Below are 18,551 nucleotides of genomic sequence, written 5' to 3'. Positions count from 1 at the left end.
CAATCAGCCATCACAATGAGATAAATAGTAAGGGGAACATTTATGTATCACACATTCACCATTCACAAGATATATTATTATTTCAATATAAAAATAATAATCATCTCTCTTCATTACCATCTTTTTTTCTACTGTTTGCTGTTTCATAAATCTCACAGCCTAATACAAAGTCTTAGCTGACTGTCTTTCCACTCAAATAGAATTATTCATTCCACTATTAACTCCAATCAAAAAGTTTTGAACGAATCATACTATTCAACAAGCTTGTAAAATCAAACACCATTTACAAAAGCTTGTTTTAATATATTAATATAATTACCCGAACCTATTTTTCATAAACCAAAAGGAAGGTGCAATTCATTCATTTGATTAGATTCTTTATATCCTTTTCTGATGGACTGTTTTCACATACTTTGTTGCCTATAAACAAATAGCGAATATAGACCTAGGGACTTTGTTGAATCCAGCTCCGATCGACCTTTTTTGGCTAATAAACTTAGTTAAAGAAAACATCCTTTTGAAAGGCTAGACTAGGATGACGATCCATTTGTTCATTCAGAGGTAGCATCCTCCGCTTCCCTATTAAGAAGACATAAAAAAGACAAAAGGCCGAAGAGAAAATTCTCCATACCTTTTGTCGCTTATCTAAATGGTCTTATCTGGACTTTTTTAAGAGCTTTATTGTCATTATGACTTGGGGATCTACATTTATGTTATAAATGCAGTATTAATTGCTGAATTCTCTCACTAAATATACGCTCTAGCTGTTCTTCCGTTGTTAAATACAGTAAGCCGTTGCCCTCTAGTTTAGCAGAATAGCCGACAGAAATCGTTCGTTTAATCAACTGCGCATACAATTCTGGTTCTGTTAGCTTTCTACCAAAGCTTTCATTTTCAATGTTTTTTAAAAGAGCAAGTGCTCCAGAGACATGCGGTGTTGCCATCGAAGTACCACTTAAACTTTTATACGTCCCATTTAAGAACGTAGAATATATTTTCTCTCCTGGTGCTACCAAATCAACTTCATTATTGGAATTAGTGAACCTTGAAGAACGTCTTTCTAAATCAATGGCTCCAACACTAATAACCTCGTTATAGCTGCCAGGATAACCATATTCATCCGTTGAATCATCACCGTCTCCATCATTTCCAGCAGCACACACAACTAAGATTCCTTGGTTGGTAGCTTTTTTCACAGCTTCATGTAATTCCTGAACATCATTTGGACCTCCGAGACTCATCGAAATAATATCAACTTTTTGTTCAATGGCATAAAGAATACCATTAATAATACCTTCATACGAACCGGATCCACTTTTGTCCAGAACTTTGACGATCAATAGACTGGCTTCTGGTGCAACCCCGACCACACCAGATCCATTTTCCTCTGCTGCAATCGTACCAGCTACATGCGTTCCGTGACCATTATAATCCTTGAACACTTCAGGATTACCTCGATCATCCTTGGTAAAATTTCTCCCACCTATAATACGATTCTTCAAGTCTGGATGTTCTACATCGCAACCCGTATCCAAAACAGCTACAGTAATCCCTTTACCTTTTGTCTTATTCCACAGCATAGGTGCTTGAATAAGTTCAACTCCTCTAGGAAGCTCTGACAATACTTCTTCTTTTTCTTCTAACTGATACGGAAACAAATGCATCAATCTTTCCATCTTTATTCCCTCCTGTCAGAATGATAGAACAAAAGCATAAGTGACTTGGTTTATACCCCCATACCTTCTTTATTTGTAAAGAGGGACCTAAGGTTAACCTAGCCACTACATAGAAGCTTCTCTTAAGTTGTTAACTGAATTCTAGCAATAATTACCATTTTCTAATAGTTACTATCGACCTGATTTATTCGCTTTTCTTAATACATAATCCGACAATAAGGAAGCTTTATCCTCTAAGAAAATAAAGTAGAGAGTCCTTAAAAAATATAATCGCTATCAATAAATCCTCTTTCTCTTTATAAATGATCTCTCTGACTTTTTAGATAAAGATTTGATATTCATCCAACTCTACAAATTAATCTACTTTAAATGTAACCTCTCCTACACCCATTTCTACATTTACATCCAAAGTAACATCAGCGTCTTCATAAGCCTTGTTCACATATACGCCATTGCCCTTAGAAATCAAATCCTGTGCACGGATTTTTCCAACACCTTTATCACAAGTAATCTTTACACCGACCTTTGAAGGCAAGATTACAACAGCTTCTCCTACTCCTGTTTTTATATTTGCATCAAAGTTTTTCTCCCACTTTCCACCCAAATCGACCGTAAGATCTCCTACACCTGCTTCAATATCTAATTGCTTCAGCTTTAATCCTTGTAAATCGAGTTTTGAAATGGATGCACCTGCATTGACTGACAAAATCATTGGTACTTCATTTGTTAGCCTAATGTCCCATTTGTTTTTGATATTACCAACCTTCGGAAATTTAATGTCTTTCTGTTCAATCACAATAGCACCTTTATTCCCTCGTTTATCATAGGATACGACAGGTTCGAGCTTCTTCACATTATGTTTAACATTCCCCTCAACCCATTCGTCTGTACCATTTGAAATAGCTAGCTCACCAACTCCAACCTTCAGTTCTACATCTAGCTGTTTGGCTTTATCTTTTTCTACTAGTATCGATTCCTCTTTTTCATCGCCAATAAAAGGAATCGAACAGCTCGTTAGAATCAATAACAACCCTGCTGCTGCCCCGATGAATATTGACCTTTTCATATTCCTCTCCTCCATTTTTCCGTTATTTCTATAATTTCATCATAGAGAATTGTCAAAGATTTCATAATAATCTTCAGTATTAATTTTGGCTAAGACCTTAGTTGTATGAATGGATATTTTTCTAAAAAATACAAACGATAAAAGCAAATATATTGGAAAGAGGAATAGTTATGCATACAGTATGGAAAGGAAGTATCGCATTTGGTTTAGTAAGCATACCAGTGAAATTATTTTCAGCTGTTGAAGATAAAGACATTAAATTTCGCCAATTTCACAAGGATTGTTTAACTCCTATACGATATCAAAAAGTAACGGACTGCGATGATAATGTGACAGCCGATGAAATTATTAAGGTCTATGAATCACCAAATGGGCGATTTGTTGAGATTACGGAAGATGAATTAAAAAAATTAAAAGAAGAACATGAACAAAAGCAAGTAGCTATTATTGACTTCGTAAAGCTATCTGAAATCGATCCTATTTATTATGATAAAACGTATTATATCGGCTCTGATACAGGTGGTTCAAAGGCCTATGCTTTACTTTCGGAAATACTTAAAAAAGCTAAGAAAATTGGCATCGCAAAGATTTCCATTAGAAGCAAGGAACGACTTGCTGCGATCAGACCACATAACAATATACTTCTTTTAGAGACACTACATTTTCCAGATGAAGTCCGAAATTCAGAAAACGTACCGATTGATGTGGCTAAAACAGCTGTCTCTGATAAAGAATTTGAAGTAGGTATGATGCTTATTGACCAATTAACAACCAAATTCGAACCAGAAAAATATACAGATACATATCGTACCGCTCTTGAAAACTTAATTCACCAAAAAATGGAAAGAAATGAGTACATAGCTGCACCAGAGGCAAAAGAACATGAAGATAGAAGCAATGTCGTAGATCTTATGGCGGCTCTCCAAGCCTCTATTGAAAAAACACAACCACCGAAGAAAGAGACTAAGGCTAAAACCAAAGCAAGATCCACTAAGAAAACGAGTTAATAAACCATTCTGCAATTAAAGAATTCAATGGGATATCAAAACACTGAACAAAAGCTACGTCCTAAACATATCCCTTAATACAGTGTAAGGAGGCTTTTTGATATTGCTGCACACAGAGAAGAATTGCTTACAATCTCATAAGGAGTACATTAATGAAACTAGACCCAATCAAGCCGTTTGAGCCTGTTTTCTCAGAAGAAATTCCTATCGGGAATGAGTGGATTTCACAAATTAAATGGGATGGAGTCAGAGTCTTAACATACTATGCTTCTCATCAAGCAAAACTCTATAATCGTAAACTTAATGAACGAACAGACATTTTTCCTGAGTTAACTCATATTAAGTCTTATTGTTCTGCACAATCCGTCATTCTTGATGGCGAGGTCATTGCTCTTGACAATCATGGACAGCCTTCTTTTCATGAAGTCATGAAGCGTGACGGCATTAAGAGATTACAAAGAGTACAAGAAGTAAGTGAAAAAGTACCCATTTATTATATGATCTTTGACGTTATTTTTTATAACGGCAAATGGATTAATCACTATCCTCTTAAAGATCGCTTTGAAGTCCTTCATCATATAGTTGAACCAAATGAAAAAATCCAAATCGTTCCTGTTCATGAGGATGGTGTTGCTTTATTTGAGGTTGTAAAGCATCACCATTTAGAAGGGATCGTTTGTAAAAATCTATCGAGCAAATATAGTATAAACGGTAAAAATTCCAGCTGGAAAAAAATCAAAAACTACAAAGATTTAATAGCGGTTGTTGGCGGAGTTACCTTTCGATTAGGTACTGTCAATTCAATGCTTATTGGTCTTTTTGATGATCAAGGGAAGTTCCAATATATAGGTCATGTCGGGACTGGCAAACTTACCAAAGCAGATTGGCTTACTTTTACACATGCCATCGAACCAATAAAGCAAGATCAGATGCCCTTTTATAATACGCCAGAAAGAGTAAAAGATGTCCAATGGTTAAGACCCTTGATAACCGTTAAAGTTCAATATATCGAATGGCCAATTGGTCACTCTCTTAGACAACCAAGTATTCAAGCATTCGTTACTCAAGACACTGAAACATGTACTTTTAATCAATAGAAAGGAAGAGATTGATGAATCTGAAAGAATTATTTCCTTCTATAAGAAAGAAGTATAAAGGGATTTTTTTTATTCTAGGATACCATTCTAAAGCGGATGATTTCTTAGTGGGCATTCTCCAAAATGAGAAAACTGTACATATAGGCACTTTTTCAAGAGGGTTACAGGAAGAAGAAAAACAATCTTTAATTCAAATTATATTGAAAAATCAAATATCTTTCAGTAAGGAAACATCTTTTATTGACCCAGGAATTTGCGTTGAATTATCCTTTCAAACAATAGTAAATGGAACTTTAGAGGATGCTTTTTTTTCTGGCTTTCATTTGAATACTTCATGGCAAACATGTACATGGGAGAAACTCATTTTAGATAATTATATTCCAGATGCAGTGAAAGTAACTCACCTTGATAAAATGATATGGGATCAATCGAAAACAACAAAAGAAATGTTCATCGCCTACCTTATTCAGATTTCATCACGAATGCTCCCTTTTTTACAGAATAAAGCTTTAACTACGATTCGTTATCCGAACGGTATTGCTGGTGAAGCCTTTTTCCAAAAAAATTGCCCAGCTTATGCTCCTGAGTTCATTCAAAAATTCCTGCAAGATGAGAATCAATTTATAGTCTGTAATAATTTAGAAACACTTATTTGGCTTGGAAATCAATTAGCCATCGAGTATCATATACCGTTCCAGACCGTTGATACGAATAATCCAACAGAAATTGTATTCGATTTAGATCCACCTGACCGCACGAAATTTCATCTTGCTATTAAAGCAGCCAAAGAAATGAAATCTATTTTCGATAGCTTTCATATCGCGAGCTACCCCAAGCTTTCTGGAAGCAAAGGGCTACAAATTCATATACCCATATCCAAGAACACTCTTACATACGATGAAACGCGATTGTTCACATCATTTATCGCTAATTATTTAATTGAAAGGTATCCAAATGACTTTACGATTGAGCGATTAAAGAAAAATCGGGACAATAGGTTATACATTGATTATGTTCAGCATGCAGAAGGCAAAACGATTATTTGCCCATACTCAACCCGTGGAAAAGAAGATGCTACTGTCGCAGCCCCACTCTTCTGGAATGAAGTGAACGATGATCTACGAATCGAACAATTCACGATACATTCTGTTTTACATCGTTTGACTACAATGAATTGTCCAATGCATGAATTTTGGAACCAGGATAATAGGTCTGTAAATGAGATTATCTCTAAACTTAAGGAGAACGTTTAATAAAACGCTACCATTCGATATTGATGATGTTTCAAATAATGTCCTTGTTGGGAATAGTCATAGTACAAACCGTACATCAAAGGAGGACTTATCATGGAATTAAAAGAAGTAATCTTACATGCAAAAGAAAAGGGACTCTCTTTCGATGAAGCAGTAGAAGAACTTCTTTCATCTAAAATAGAACCAGAGATTCCAGAAATACTAGAGTTAATTGGCGGTGAAAACTATATGCGTTCATTGCCTATCGCTCTCACACATCTTTGCTTTCGCAACGGCCCGATTGAAGGGATGCACGCTGGCATTCCATTTGAAGAATGGCCGACAGATCTTCCTCGAGATGCGATTAGTCAATTGTCACAAGAGGATATGAAAACATTAAATACATATATGGTCGACTATCTTGGCTATTTTCTCTACTTACTAAACTCTCGCCAATTTAGTAAGTTAATTTATTTATTAGACTATCATAAGCACTTTGGTTCTGAATGGGATGATCCAAATATTAAAGCTTTGGATGAGAAATATATGAAATTTATATTAGATGAAAGAGACAAGATTTTGAGTAAACAATAAGTGTTTTACCAAATCAATCAACAAAAAAGAATCTCTCAAGTTAGAGATTCTTTTTTACTCGCCTAAATAAAAAACATTCTAATCTAGATCAATCACTATTTTTTTATGACTTCAGTAAAATCAGATACCAATGTTAGTAAATATTCTTTATTACGAATTGCTTCAATCCACTCGACGGGTAGCTCTTTCATACCATAAACCAAACCTGCCAATGAACCAGTTATCGCTCCAATTGTATCCGTATCTTCCCCTAAATTAATAGAACCGATAATAGCCTGCTTAAAGTTGCTTGTATTCAAGAGTACCCATAGGCTTGCTTCTAGGCTATGAACCACATAACCAGATGATTTAATCTCATCAATTGAAAGTGTCTTTAGATTGCCATTAAGTACTCTTTCGTATGTCGCAATCGCTTCTTCGCTATAACAGCTTATATCTAATGTCAGTAATTTTTCATAGGCTGCTTGCTTCGACTCACCAGCCAATAAAAACATAGTATATTTCACATATAAATAGCAACCTAAACAGCTGATTTCATGAGAATGAGTAAGCGAGGATACTTTGTTAACAATATCCACTATTTCATGCTCCCCTAGCTTCTTCACATGACAATATAAAGCTATAGGAAGCATTCTCATTAAAGAGCCATTACCATTACTATAAAAATCCGACATTCCAGCCTCAATCGGATTACATTTTGTGTTTTCGTAATTCAAAATCGCATTACGACAGGTAATACCCATATCAAACACTTTTCCATCCGCTGTAAATTCACCATGATCCGCCCATAAAGTAAAGTTATCCATGATTTTTGTATAATCGATTATTCCCGAATCAACAATTGCCTTCATGGTAGCTAAAGTCATTGATGTATCATCAGACCACGTCCCTGCTGGTACTGGATGTGAACCATACCCTGTCATCGTAGTAACTGTGTTATGACGTAGTTCTTCTCTGCTTAGAAATTCGATTGGAACTCCCATCGCATCACCAATAACGAAGCTTAGTAAACTAGCTTTTATTTGTGAATCAATTGATTTAACAAACTCTTTGCTCTCTTGTTTGTTCATGCCCATTTGTCTACACCTCTAATATATCCTATAGTTAGAAACTTCTAATCTCCTATTTCATGACGAATACCTACACATTATTTTTCCCGAATTTTTTCATTTACAAACTTTCATTTTACCTAATGAAAATGAGATAGACTAGTGGATAGCATTCAATTAGCAAAGAACACCAGAAAAAACGTTACCGATCCTTTTTGGTATAGCTGCTATCTTAGATAAGTTGTAAATCCATGTACTCATTTCATACCATGATATGCTTCTACTCAAAAAGGAGACATGTGGGAGTAAGTGAAAAGCGGAAGTGATCCGTTGTGCTCCGACCAGTATTAGACAACTGGCTAGAAAGTGCTCTTTGCCTTCTGGACAGATTGGTTTATGCCACCCGAAGAGCTGACCACTGGAGCTAGACTGTCTAATAGGCTGTTATTTTCAAAAAATGGCTTATAGCTGGGGATGTATGACAATCCAAAATTATATACTTCCTTGTTTTATAAAATACACTCTCTAGATGGGATTATTCGTTGTGGTCTAATCAATGGAGGGTCCCAAGTTGGACTTGTTCTTTCAGTAATTGTATGTTTCTTAATACGTTTTGTGAGATTTCTAATGTTGCTTCAATGGCATTCGCTTTTTGTTCAGATAATTGAAATACAATGTCGTTAAATAATAGTTCCATCTCTTCTAACACAGCTAATGAAGCAACGTTATATAAACGAACATTTTGATACTTTCCTGATTCGAAAATCGCTGTATTCAAATATGGTTTGAAATTTTCTAGCATAGCTGGTAAATGAGTGATGAGATTACCTACCCCTCTACCAATTCCCTCAAGTAGGATTTCAAGCTCTTCTAGTGGTTTAAGTGCGTTTTTTACAGCTGCACGAATTCTGTCATCATAATCTGTAAAAATACTGATGATTAAACTAGTTGGACTTCCATACAAAGCAATATTTAAAGCAGCTTTAACTGCAATACTAATAGATTCAATGACTGATTCAATGACAAGGATTAAGCCTCTTGCTGTAACTAAAATGGAGGTATCAATATTCGGTTCCCTAGCTGTTTAATTAGGATATGGGACGCTTCCACTTGAATGTTCTTAATCTTTAAACCAATCGGCATATAAGAAGATGATTCAATCGTAAAGACTTTTGTTTTCACTATATTTTCTGTTTCAGAAACAGATGAATTGATTCGATTAATAGCCCCTGCCAAACTGCTGTCTTTATGTTCAAAAGCATTAGCAATACTTTATACTTGTTCGGAATACTCTGTTAATTGATGGTGTAAGCTTTGCTTATTCTTCCGAATAATTTCATAATGGGCATTATTTTCATCTACAACAGCATCTATAAATTGATCTGTTCCGCCTTTAAACAAATCGGGAATATCTTTCGTTATCACATTCTGAGCATTATAAACAAATTCATCGACTTCCTGACAAAGATTATTCAAGTTTCTTCTTCCTTGTTCAAAGAAGCTCTCTACACTGATATCAACGGACAACAAATTTTCAACGAGTTCCATAGGTGCTGAGTTTAAGATACTATTGAGAAATCGGCATTTTTCTTCTGCACAATCTAAAAGGTCTATCATATCTAGTAGATACAATTTAATAATAGTGCCTGTACCAGCAATCCCTCTCATCATAGGTTCTCCAGCTGTTTCTTCGAGCATGGTTTGAAACGTTTCTTGAAACTCCTTAACACGATCAACAAACTTGGCACTTTCATCTTTTACGATGTCAATCGAGTTTTCTAAATATTGATTCATATTCGTAATCCGACCTTTAACCTGATCCCTAATTCCATCTGCAAGCAATGTCATACTTGCCTTATTTATCTTAATCTTTTCAGAATTTCCGTAATAAATTGGCTCTCCAGTCCAGATACTTGTAACAATATGATCGTCCGCTCCAACATGGATAAAACCATAACCTGGTTCTCCTTTTATCCCTATTTCAACCTTAAATTCCTGATCTTTATCCATATCAACATAGCCAGTATGATTCGGCCCTATTGAGGAAAAAATCGGGATGCCATTATTGATGTTATACTTATTGCCTGGGATTCGATTACCTAGGCCAAGCGACTCTTCTGTTCCAGTCAAAAAGTCAAATTGACTATAATAATTGGTTATATTGCTATACTCTTTATTCGAATCCACCATACCTGCAGGTAAAATAGCTGGATTCAGTGTAATAGCTTTTAGCTCTGGATGATCCATAGCAACCGAATTCGTTAAAGCGCCAGCCAGTGAATTACCCGTAACAGAATGAATTTCTCCATATTTTCTCTTCATATCTATGTAATATTGTTTGGCATCTTCGATTTGTTTAGGAGGAACTTCACTTAATAATCTGGGATTTGTTTCCAACCAATCCTTATCATCTTCACTTCCAACAAATACGATGGTGATTTCTTTGGTGATATTATTTTCTACGGTAAGTGCATCAAGACCTGAAGATGTATTATATGTTGTCTGTTTAACAATAAATTCTTTTCTGTTTACAGTTATGATGTTTCCTGTTTCATAGTGCTGATAGGAGTGATAGCCTGCCAACTCGACTAAATCTTGATCATTAGTATTCGATCTTTTGACTTCTTTGACAACGCTCATTCCGTACACACCTTCCTAATTTTTCATTATTTCATTTGGAGTAGAACGCTCCAAAGTATTTTCTTTACTTCCTATCGCTCTTCTTCGATCAATTTTATTATCATGCAATAATACCGTATAGGCACCTTTTGGTAATCCATTCATTCTCTCAATATCATCTACTACATTGTTAAAAACAGTTTGATCAGGGTTTACATCAGCCTCTTTCATATATAGATTAATCGTTACAATTACACTGTCACTTTGAAAATCTTTTTTTGTAATCATTTTCTTTAAATCTTGCTTGCTAATAGCTGGATTTTCTATATACTTTTGATACACCTCTTCAAACCAATCACCCAACGTATTTATAAAATAAAAAGGTGTAGCGTACCCATCCCCACCAACCTTTTGAATAGCTTCACTCGGTGTTCCGACTATCGGATATTTGTTAATTGCATTGTCAAAATACGAATCAAGATTGGCAAATTCCTGATCAAAAATCATGGCATATAGGGCACCTTTAATAGCATGTTCGACTTGCCCCTCTTGTGACCATACCTCATCTATTTTCACTTCTTGTTTCTCTACATCAATAGGTACAATGGCAAAAGTATAAAAATGGGGTTCGCCAATCGATTCAACAAAAACAGAGGCTCCATCTTTTGCTCCTACAATATTATGAACTTTTACTTTTGTTTTATAGGTCTCTTTAAAGAACTTTTTTACCGCGATTTCGATTTCTGGCTTATTCTTTTTTGCAATTTTGCTCGTTTCGGTACCACTATTTCGTAAGGTATAACCTTCTCCCTTGTAATCTTGAATTCTGACAAAATTTACACTATAATCTTCTTTCGAAGGTTTGCTATTAACTGTCTCAACGTTTGGTTCATTTCTATCTTTTGTTTCATTCATACCGCATCCTCCTAGCAATAATGATACACCCATACCTAAAACAATTATGGAGCTTTTCCTTAAATGCATTCATGAACCTCCTTATTAGAATTTTCAGCAAAAACCCTAAAATACTTTTTATGTATAATCCAACCATTAGCATTACAGTAATATCCATTTTATTGTAATTAAATTCCTCTTTATTGTGAAATCATTTTCTTACATTCAGCTATGTCTTACTGAAAATAAGTATTTTGTCATGTGATAAATATCCTTTTAATTATTACCCTTTTGGTTTAAATAGTTTTTATTCTTTCTCTATTCCTTTAATATTTCATTTGGCACAGATCTTTCTAATGTATTATCTTTATTACCGTTAGCTCTTTTACGATCAATTAAATTATCGTTCAACAATCTGAATAAGCTCCTTTTGGTATACCTACCATCGCTTCGATACCCTTGACTACTTTATTAAAGATGGCTTTATCTGGTTCTACTTTTCCCTCTTTCATATATAAGTAAATTACAACTCGCACATCTTCACTTTTAAACTCATTCCTAAGAAGAGCATTTTTTAATATTTGTTTACTTAGTCGAGGATTTTTCATATACATATTATAAATATCTTCAAACTTTTCTCCTATCGCACTAAGATAATAAAAAGATATATTGTATCCATTACCACCAACCTTTTCGATAGCTTCAATAGGTGTTCCAACTACAGGTAATTCATTCACTACACTCTCTAAGTATCCATCTAATTTCGCGAATTCCTTCTCAAAGATCATTGCATATAGGGCACCTTTAATCGCATACTCCACTTTCCCTCTTGTGACCAAACTTCATCTGTTTTCACTTCTTTTTTCTCGATATCAATGGGTACAATCGCAAAGGTGTAAAAATGGGGTTCGCCAATCGATTCAATAAAAACAGAGCCTTAATCTTTAGCTCCTACGATATTATGAACCTTCACTTCTGTTTTATAGGTCTCTTTAAAGAACTTTATTACCGCAATTTCAATCTCTTTTTGATTCTTTTTAGCAATTTTGCTCGTTTCGGTACCACTATTTCGTAGAGTATAACCTTCTCCCTTGTAATCTTGAATTCTCACAAAGTCCTCTCGGTACTTTTCTTTCTTATCCACACAACTAACTAACCATATGGACATACACAGCATTAATAAATATTTCTTATCCCTGTCCTCATACAATATACTCCTTGCAGCTGTTTTCTTCATTTTGTTTTTTGGATAACGATCTCCTTTAATTAACAAAAAAATTCCAATAAAAAATTAGTCCTATGTTCTCATACTCATCTAAAGAAAAATACCCATCTCTCGTCTTTAAAAAGAATTCACCTATTCAGGTTAATGTTGACAATTCAGGTATGAATTATTATAATTTTCTAAAAATCTAATTTATGGAAATGAGTGATAATTATGACAGCCTTAATAGAGAATGGACAATTGAGTTTTGGACAGAAGGATGCACCTGTAAAGGTAGAGGTATTTTTAAATTTGACATGCCCTTATTGTGCTACTTTTTTTAAAATTGCTGAGGAAACATTAGATGGGTACATAGAAAATGGACAAGTAGAATTCATCATAAAACATTATGACAAACCAAGAGAAATGCTGTTAAATGGCACATTGATTAATTTATTTTTAGATTACGAGAATCCCGTACGCACAAAAGAAATCTTAAAAGAGTTATTCGCAACACAACCTCAATGGGATCAAAAGAATAATCAAGAGATTAAAGCATTTTTACAAGAAAAATATAACTTAAAGGAAGAACCGAAGAATACAGAAATCAGCTTAAACGTAACAGCGGAAGCGATTCGAAGACAGGTTAAAATGGTACCAACTGTTTTCATCAATAACAAAGAATACCAATACCCTAAAGAAATAACAACAGAGGAATTAAGAAATGAAATTCAATCTGCATTAATTCATAGCTAAAACAAGAATTTCACTTTCACATCTAAAGGTAATGACATGTATTTCATGATTTACTGTCCATATCTATCTATTTATTTACTTACAGCAAGTACAGAATATTAAATTCTATAAATGTAGTTCCATCATGTTCTCTCGAAAAAGAAGATTTTCTTATTCTTATGAGAAACGTTTTACCACAGATATTCTATTATTTAGAATTATATCGTTAAAATTCATGCATTAGGAAATGAACCAATAATTTGGATCTTCCTTATCTACTGATTGATAGAATGGCTATGGAGGAAATCAACTATCAAGGAAGAATTTTTTAAAACCATACATAAGCTTTTCTTTTTTACAAAAAAGTCCTGAAAGTGGTTCCTTAATCCACATTCAGGACATTCTATTAAACTACTAACATTCTTATTAGATTTAAACCAATCGTTTCTCATTCTCTTTATCAAACCAATGTACATTCGCTTCTGAGAAGGATAAAAATACTTGCATGCCAACCTTATACGTATCGTCTGTCGCAGCTTTAATGACGACTTTTTTATTAGCAACTTTCGTATGAACGAGCATTTCTGAACCAATTGTTTCAATTAAATCAATTGTTACTGGGAACGTTGTTTTTTCTTTTTGAATTTTGATATGCTCTGGTCGAATTCCCATAATGACAGGATGATTGTTATTTCTTATCATTTTTGCTTGGCTGGATTCTGATATTGTATAAATCGCTTTTCCTGCTTCAATGATAAATTGCTGGCTTACTAAATCACCTGTTATAAAATTCATACCAGGTGAACCAATGAAGCTTGCCACAAAGATATTTGCTGGCTTATTATACACATCAATTGGTCGACCAATTTGCTGAATATAACCATCCTTCATAATGACAATTCGGGTCGCCATTGTCATCGCTTCTGTCTGATCATGTGTTACATAGATAGTCGTTGTCCCGAGCTTGCGATGTAATCTAGTAATTTCTGCTCGCATCTGAACACGTAACTTCGCATCTAGATTTGATAATGGCTCATCCATCAAGAAGATGCTCGAATGACGAACAATCGCTCTTCCTAATGCAACCCTTTGTCGCTGTCCTCCTGACAACTCTTTCGGCTTTCGCTTCAGAAATTCCGTTAAGCCAAGAATTTTGGCAGCTTCTTCTACTTTTTGCTTGATTTCTTCTTTCGGTACTTTTCTTACCTTTAAACCAAATGCCATATTCTCAAACACCGACATATGTGGATACAGGGCATAGTTTTGAAAAACCATTGAGATGTCTCTATTTTTCGATTCTACCTCATTCATTCGAGCACCATTAATGAGCAAGTCTCCATCTGAAATATCCTCTAATCCTGCAATCATTCGTAATGTTGTCGATTTCCCGCAACCAGAAGGACCAACTAACACGATAAATTCTTTATCCTCAATATGTAGATTAAAGTTTTCAACAGAATACTGTTTACTTTTATGATATCTTTTTGCAATTTGCTTTAACTCGATTGTTGCCATTCCTTCTCCTCCGAACTACTCACTGTAAAAAATTCTCCACTATCTCTTTCGAGCGAACTGCTCGCTCAACCGTATTCGTTTCAAATACAAGGTTAATTTGTCTGTCATTTACAATTTCAAAAATTCTTTGAAAAGGAATGGTACCTTCTCCAATTTGCAAATGTTCATCCTGCTGTCCATGATTATCGTTTATGTGCAATCCAAATAAATAAGGAAGTGCCTTTTGACATTCTTCTATAATATCATCTCTATGATTCATATAGCTGTGGCCTGTATCAAACATGATTTTTGAACGATTTGAATCTAACTTTTCCACGATTGCAATTAACTCACTTACCGATGTTCCGATTGCTCCTTCTGCATACGGTACATTTTCAAATACAATTATTGTACTTTCAGGTAGCTGAGTTAAAAGTCTTTCTCCAAATTTTCTAGCATTGACTATTCCTTGTTCAATTGACTCATTCTTACCTGGATGCATAAGAACATAATCAAAAGGAATAATTTCTAACAGCATTCTAGATTGGAGCCACGTTCGTTCCGTTTCTTCATCAGGGGAAGCAGGATTAAAATTCAAAACTGGCAAATGAAAGCCTAAAGTGATGTCATTTTCTTTAAGCATTTGCATCAGTCTCACAATTTGCTCTGTATTCATCTGCAAGAACGGTAGACCATGCTGTGAACCTTCTCCCATGATTTCAACGGACTTCCATCCTTGTTCTACCAGTTTTTCTAAAGCTTGAAATATAGATTGATCATATAATGTATAAGTCGAGATTGAATAGTGCAATACCCTTCCTCCTTCACTTTCATCATTCTCTTATTTAATTCCAGAATGCATAAAGCTTGAAATAAACTGTTTTTGAAAGATAAAAAATGCTAGCAATAATGGTAATGCTACAAACAGTGTAGCTGCGGCGACAACTCCCCATTGAGCACCTGACTCTGAAGCTTTCGCAAACATCGATAATCCAACCGTTAATGGTCGATTCTCAACAGAATCTGTCACAATAAGCGGCCATAAGAAATTACTCCACTGATGACTTACTGAAATTAATCCAAACGCAATATAGGTAGGTTTTGCTAATGGGATGTATACGTTCCATAAAATACTCAGTCGATTGCAACCTTCCATCTTAGCTGCTTCTTCTAGCTCATAAGGTATGCCTTTAAAAGTTTGTCGCATCAAAAAGATCCCGAACGAAGTTACAAAGTATGGCACCATAATTGCCCACTTTGAATCATACAGTCCTAGCTGTGTAATCGTATCTGTATTTGGAAAGATTAACACTTCGATAGGAATCATAATTTGTATTAAGAAAAGCATAAAAACAATGTTCTGACCGAAAAATTCCAATCTTGCAAAAGCATAGGCAGCTAATGTCATCGTCACGATTTGAACTAGTAGTATTCCTATTACAACAATAAAAGTCGTTACATAATACTGTCCGAATGGCGCAGTATTCCATGCATTGATGAAATTATCAAGTGTAAAAGAATAGCCTTCTGCCTTCGTATTTTTGAAGGCCATATAAAAAATCCAAAAGAGCGGCAACGCCCAAAGTAGAGCTAATACATGTGTTGAAATTGTAATAAGACGTTTCAATCAAAGACCACCTTAACTGTAATGAATTTTGCGCTCTACACTAAAGAATTGTATAGCCGCAATAAGAATCATTAAAATTAGTACAACAACTGAAATAGTTGAAGCCATGCCATAATCCATAAAGCGGAAGGCACTTTCATAAATGTAATATAGTAACAGATTTGTCGCATTATCTGGTCCGCCTTGTGTCATAACCACTAATTGATCTACGGTCTTAAAAGCATTAGTCGTTGCGATAATAAATGAAAATAACGTTGTAGGCATTAGGAGAGGAAAAGTAATCCTTCTAAACTGATACCATTTTGATGCTCCATCCATATGAGACGCCTCATATAAATCTTGCGGAACATTTTGAAGAGCAGCTAAATAGAAAATCATAAAAAAACCTGCTTCCTTCCATACAACCATGACAATAATCGCTAATAACGCTGTGCCAGATGACCCGAGTAGATTCAATTCACCAGCTCCAAAGATACGAAAAAACGAACTAATCAATCCATATTCTGGTGTATAAAAGAATAGCCAGATGAATGCCACTGCCACCATAGGAATAACAGTTGGATAGAAGAAAAATGTTCTTGCAAAACTGCTTCCTTTAAATGAACGATTCACTAGTACAGCCATGCCAAGACCTAGCATTAAACTTGTCGGAACTGTCCCTACTGCAAACCAAATATTATTCTTAAACGCCTTCCGAAACGTCTCATCTTCCAACATCAATTTAAAATTATCTAAACCTACATAAAGAGGATCATCTGTTAATAAATCCGATTGAAATAAGCTTAAATAAATCGTTTTTACAATTGGATACAATGTAAAAGTGATAAGGAATATGAGTGACGGAAGGAGAAAAAGCCAAGCTGTAACATTATCATTTATGCGTTTGCTTTTTCTCATTTCCTCACCTCTTCATTGAAGTTATTGATATTTTTTTAGAATTTGTTCCGCTTTCTCTTGAGCTTGATCTAACTCTTGATCGACATCTGCCCCATTAATTGCAGCTTGGATTGCATCCGTTAAAATTTTATTAATTTTCCCTTGCTCATAAACAGCAAATTCCTTCTGAGCATACTCTAATTGCTCCATCGCCGTTAACGCTTGTGGGAATGATTCTGTATATTTCTTTAAACTCTCAGTTTCATAGCTTGATTGACGAGTTGCAATATAGCCTGTGTCGATACTCCACTGAGCTGCACGTTCAGGTGTACACATCCATTTAATGAATTCCATCGCCGCTAATTGTCTTTCCTCAGGAGTATCCTTAAAGATATAGAAGTTTCCTCCACCTGTTGGCGTTGCAACACGTTCATTTGCTGGTAGGTAAGCTACTCCAAAATCAAATTTTGCATTATTTTTTACATTTGTTAAGTTACCAGTTGTCGTTAACATCATCGCTGTCTTACCTTGGATAAAGTCTGTTGGAACCGTATTCCAATCTAAGATTCCGCTTGGCATCACTTTATCTTTGTTAATTAAATCTACCCAATATTGAAGTGCTTCCTTAGCTGCTGGCGTGTTAAAGTTTACTTGTTTACCATCATCGCTCATAAGGTTTTCATTACCGCTTTGAAGCATTAATGCTTGATAAATCCAGTTCACACTAATATTTGCTGGTAATTCAATTCCCCATTGACCTGGTTTCGTTAACTTTTTACCGTAAGTCACGATATCTTCCCATGTTTTAGGTGCTACTTCTGGATCAAGCCCAGCTTGTTTAAACCTGTCTTTATTGTAATAAAGTAATACTGTACTTCTTTGGAAAGGAATAGAGTATGTTTCTCCTTCATCCTGTGCATTCATTAAAAATGCAGGAAAGAAATCATCTATCATTGTTTTTAAATCTTCATCTTTAGCAATGAAATCATCTAATGGCTGAACAGAATTTTTAATTTGGTATAAATCATTCGATAGGAGAACAGCCAAATCAGGTGTTTTCTTATTTTTCACGGCGGTTTGAACCTTTGTCATCGTTTCTTCATAATTTCCACTGTATATAGGTTTAACTGTTACCTTTTTACCGTTAACTTCCGTTCCAGATTCATTAAATTCTTTAGCCAGCTTATCAATGACCTCTGTAATGGCACCACCTACATTGACTGGATAATACCAAGATAGTTCAATCGAGTCACCTGACTCTTTTGTCTTTGTTTCCGAATCCGTGTTACTACATCCTATTAAAGAACCTAGGGCCATTAGGCAAACAAGAAATACAGAAATGATTTTCTTCATTAATTAGTAACCTCTTTCTACATTGAAT

Annotated in this window: 18 protein-coding genes; 5 read left to right on the top strand and 13 right to left on the bottom strand. The window is 34.9% G+C overall.

Annotation, left to right across the window (positions count from 1 at the left end; translation table 11 throughout):
• Positions 1-713 precede the first annotated feature (713 nt).
• Complete coding sequence (locus BN349_RS03655) at positions 714-1,676, bottom strand: S8 family peptidase (protein ID WP_019240920.1); 963 nt, start codon at positions 1,674-1,676, stop codon at positions 714-716.
• Positions 1,677-2,031: 355 nt separating this feature from the next.
• Positions 2,032-2,742, bottom strand: coding sequence for a toast rack family protein (locus BN349_RS03650; protein WP_019240919.1), 711 nt, complete (start codon positions 2,740-2,742; stop codon positions 2,032-2,034).
• A 170-nt stretch (positions 2,743-2,912) separates the two neighbouring features.
• Between BN349_RS03650 and ku the strand changes: the two genes are divergently transcribed.
• From ku to BN349_RS03630, 4 genes are all read left to right on the top strand, one after another.
• Positions 2,913-3,749: a non-homologous end joining protein Ku gene (gene ku, locus BN349_RS03645; RefSeq protein WP_019240918.1), complete on the top strand. Its 837-nt coding sequence runs from the start codon at positions 2,913-2,915 to the stop codon at positions 3,747-3,749.
• Between the two features lie 152 nt (positions 3,750-3,901).
• The gene (locus BN349_RS03640; RefSeq protein ID WP_019240917.1) at positions 3,902-4,846 is read left to right on the top strand and encodes an ATP-dependent DNA ligase; all 945 of its coding nucleotides are present in this window, start codon (positions 3,902-3,904) and stop codon (positions 4,844-4,846) included.
• A 14-nt stretch (positions 4,847-4,860) separates the two neighbouring features.
• Positions 4,861-6,099, top strand: coding sequence for a DNA ligase D (gene ligD, locus BN349_RS03635; RefSeq protein WP_019240916.1), 1,239 nt, complete (start codon positions 4,861-4,863; stop codon positions 6,097-6,099).
• Between the two features lie 93 nt (positions 6,100-6,192).
• The gene (locus tag BN349_RS03630) at positions 6,193-6,672 is read left to right on the top strand and encodes a hypothetical protein (protein ID WP_019240915.1); all 480 of its coding nucleotides are present in this window, start codon (positions 6,193-6,195) and stop codon (positions 6,670-6,672) included.
• A gap of 95 nt (positions 6,673-6,767) precedes the next feature.
• Here BN349_RS03630 and BN349_RS03625 read toward each other — a convergent pair whose 3' ends face one another.
• From BN349_RS03625 to BN349_RS26575, 6 genes are all read right to left on the bottom strand, one after another.
• Entirely contained in the window at positions 6,768-7,742 is a 975-nt protein-coding gene (locus BN349_RS03625) for an ADP-ribosylglycohydrolase family protein (protein WP_157381013.1), read from the bottom strand.
• Between the two features lie 532 nt (positions 7,743-8,274).
• A complete protein-coding gene (locus BN349_RS03620; RefSeq protein WP_026089148.1) occupies positions 8,275-8,685 on the bottom strand; it encodes a hypothetical protein in 411 nt (136 codons plus the stop codon).
• A 308-nt stretch (positions 8,686-8,993) separates the two neighbouring features.
• A complete protein-coding gene (locus BN349_RS03615; RefSeq protein ID WP_026089147.1) occupies positions 8,994-10,361 on the bottom strand; it encodes an SA1320 family protein in 1,368 nt (455 codons plus the stop codon).
• Positions 10,362-10,376: 15 nt separating this feature from the next.
• Positions 10,377-11,324, bottom strand: coding sequence for a DUF1672 family protein (locus tag BN349_RS03610; protein WP_019240912.1), 948 nt, complete (start codon positions 11,322-11,324; stop codon positions 10,377-10,379).
• A gap of 317 nt (positions 11,325-11,641) precedes the next feature.
• On the bottom strand, positions 11,642-12,055 hold the full coding sequence (locus BN349_RS26580; RefSeq protein ID WP_026089146.1) for a DUF1672 family protein: 414 nt from the start codon (positions 12,053-12,055) through the stop codon (positions 11,642-11,644).
• Between the two features lie 116 nt (positions 12,056-12,171).
• A complete protein-coding gene (locus BN349_RS26575; protein WP_157381012.1) occupies positions 12,172-12,507 on the bottom strand; it encodes a DUF1672 family protein in 336 nt (111 codons plus the stop codon).
• A 165-nt stretch (positions 12,508-12,672) separates the two neighbouring features.
• On the opposite strand from BN349_RS26575, the gene BN349_RS03590 reads away from it, so the two are divergent.
• Positions 12,673-13,194: a thioredoxin domain-containing protein gene (locus BN349_RS03590; protein ID WP_019240910.1), complete on the top strand. Its 522-nt coding sequence runs from the start codon at positions 12,673-12,675 to the stop codon at positions 13,192-13,194.
• 411 nt (positions 13,195-13,605) lie between these two features.
• Here BN349_RS03590 and BN349_RS03585 read toward each other — a convergent pair whose 3' ends face one another.
• Genes BN349_RS03585 through BN349_RS03565 form a run of 5 tightly spaced genes read right to left on the bottom strand, consistent with a single transcriptional unit; the run spans position 13,606 to position 18,523 of the window.
• Positions 13,606-14,688: an ABC transporter ATP-binding protein gene (locus tag BN349_RS03585; protein WP_019240909.1), complete on the bottom strand. Its 1,083-nt coding sequence runs from the start codon at positions 14,686-14,688 to the stop codon at positions 13,606-13,608.
• Positions 14,689-14,707: 19 nt separating this feature from the next.
• Entirely contained in the window at positions 14,708-15,478 is a 771-nt protein-coding gene (locus BN349_RS03580; protein WP_019240908.1) for a sugar phosphate isomerase/epimerase family protein, read from the bottom strand.
• A 30-nt stretch (positions 15,479-15,508) separates the two neighbouring features.
• Positions 15,509-16,294 carry a carbohydrate ABC transporter permease gene (locus BN349_RS03575; RefSeq protein ID WP_019240907.1) on the bottom strand — a complete coding sequence of 262 codons (786 nt, stop codon included), beginning with the start codon at positions 16,292-16,294 and terminating at the stop codon, positions 15,509-15,511.
• Positions 16,295-16,306: 12 nt separating this feature from the next.
• Positions 16,307-17,191: a carbohydrate ABC transporter permease gene (locus tag BN349_RS03570; protein ID WP_019240906.1), complete on the bottom strand. Its 885-nt coding sequence runs from the start codon at positions 17,189-17,191 to the stop codon at positions 16,307-16,309.
• 21 nt (positions 17,192-17,212) lie between these two features.
• The gene (locus BN349_RS03565; protein ID WP_019240905.1) at positions 17,213-18,523 is read right to left on the bottom strand and encodes an ABC transporter substrate-binding protein; all 1,311 of its coding nucleotides are present in this window, start codon (positions 18,521-18,523) and stop codon (positions 17,213-17,215) included.
• Positions 18,524-18,551 lie beyond the last annotated feature (28 nt).

The organism is Bacillus sp. AP8 (assembly GCF_000321185.1).
GTDB classification, from domain to species: Bacteria; Bacillota; Bacilli; order Bacillales; family DSM-1321; genus Bacillus_AD; species Bacillus_AD massilioanorexius.
The sequence above is the reverse complement of the archived record's forward strand: the minus strand, read 5'-3'. Positions and strand labels throughout refer to the sequence as shown.

What these genes read in the sequence shown, in the direction of transcription:
- BN349_RS03615 (WP_026089147.1), bottom strand. Translation starts at nt 10,361, where the DNA reads ATGAGCGTTGTCAAAGAAGTCAAAAGATCGAATACTAATGATCAAGAT.
- BN349_RS03610 (WP_019240912.1), bottom strand. Translation starts at nt 11,324, where the DNA reads ATGCATTTAAGGAAAAGCTCCATAATTGTTTTAGGTATGGGTGTATCA.
- BN349_RS03585 (WP_019240909.1), bottom strand. Translation starts at nt 14,688, where the DNA reads ATGGCAACAATCGAGTTAAAGCAAATTGCAAAAAGATATCATAAAAGT.
- BN349_RS03655 (WP_019240920.1), bottom strand. Translation starts at nt 1,676, where the DNA reads ATGGAAAGATTGATGCATTTGTTTCCGTATCAGTTAGAAGAAAAAGAA.
- BN349_RS03650 (WP_019240919.1), bottom strand. Translation starts at nt 2,742, where the DNA reads ATGAAAAGGTCAATATTCATCGGGGCAGCAGCAGGGTTGTTATTGATT.
- ligD (WP_019240916.1), top strand. Translation starts at nt 4,861, where the DNA reads ATGAATCTGAAAGAATTATTTCCTTCTATAAGAAAGAAGTATAAAGGG.
- BN349_RS03640 (WP_019240917.1), top strand. Translation starts at nt 3,902, where the DNA reads ATGAAACTAGACCCAATCAAGCCGTTTGAGCCTGTTTTCTCAGAAGAA.
- ku (WP_019240918.1), top strand. Translation starts at nt 2,913, where the DNA reads ATGCATACAGTATGGAAAGGAAGTATCGCATTTGGTTTAGTAAGCATA.
- BN349_RS03630 (WP_019240915.1), top strand. Translation starts at nt 6,193, where the DNA reads ATGGAATTAAAAGAAGTAATCTTACATGCAAAAGAAAAGGGACTCTCT.
- BN349_RS03565 (WP_019240905.1), bottom strand. Translation starts at nt 18,523, where the DNA reads ATGAAGAAAATCATTTCTGTATTTCTTGTTTGCCTAATGGCCCTAGGT.
- BN349_RS03625 (WP_157381013.1), bottom strand. Translation starts at nt 7,742, where the DNA reads ATGAACAAACAAGAGAGCAAAGAGTTTGTTAAATCAATTGATTCACAA.
- BN349_RS03570 (WP_019240906.1), bottom strand. Translation starts at nt 17,191, where the DNA reads ATGAGAAAAAGCAAACGCATAAATGATAATGTTACAGCTTGGCTTTTT.
- BN349_RS03590 (WP_019240910.1), top strand. Translation starts at nt 12,673, where the DNA reads ATGACAGCCTTAATAGAGAATGGACAATTGAGTTTTGGACAGAAGGAT.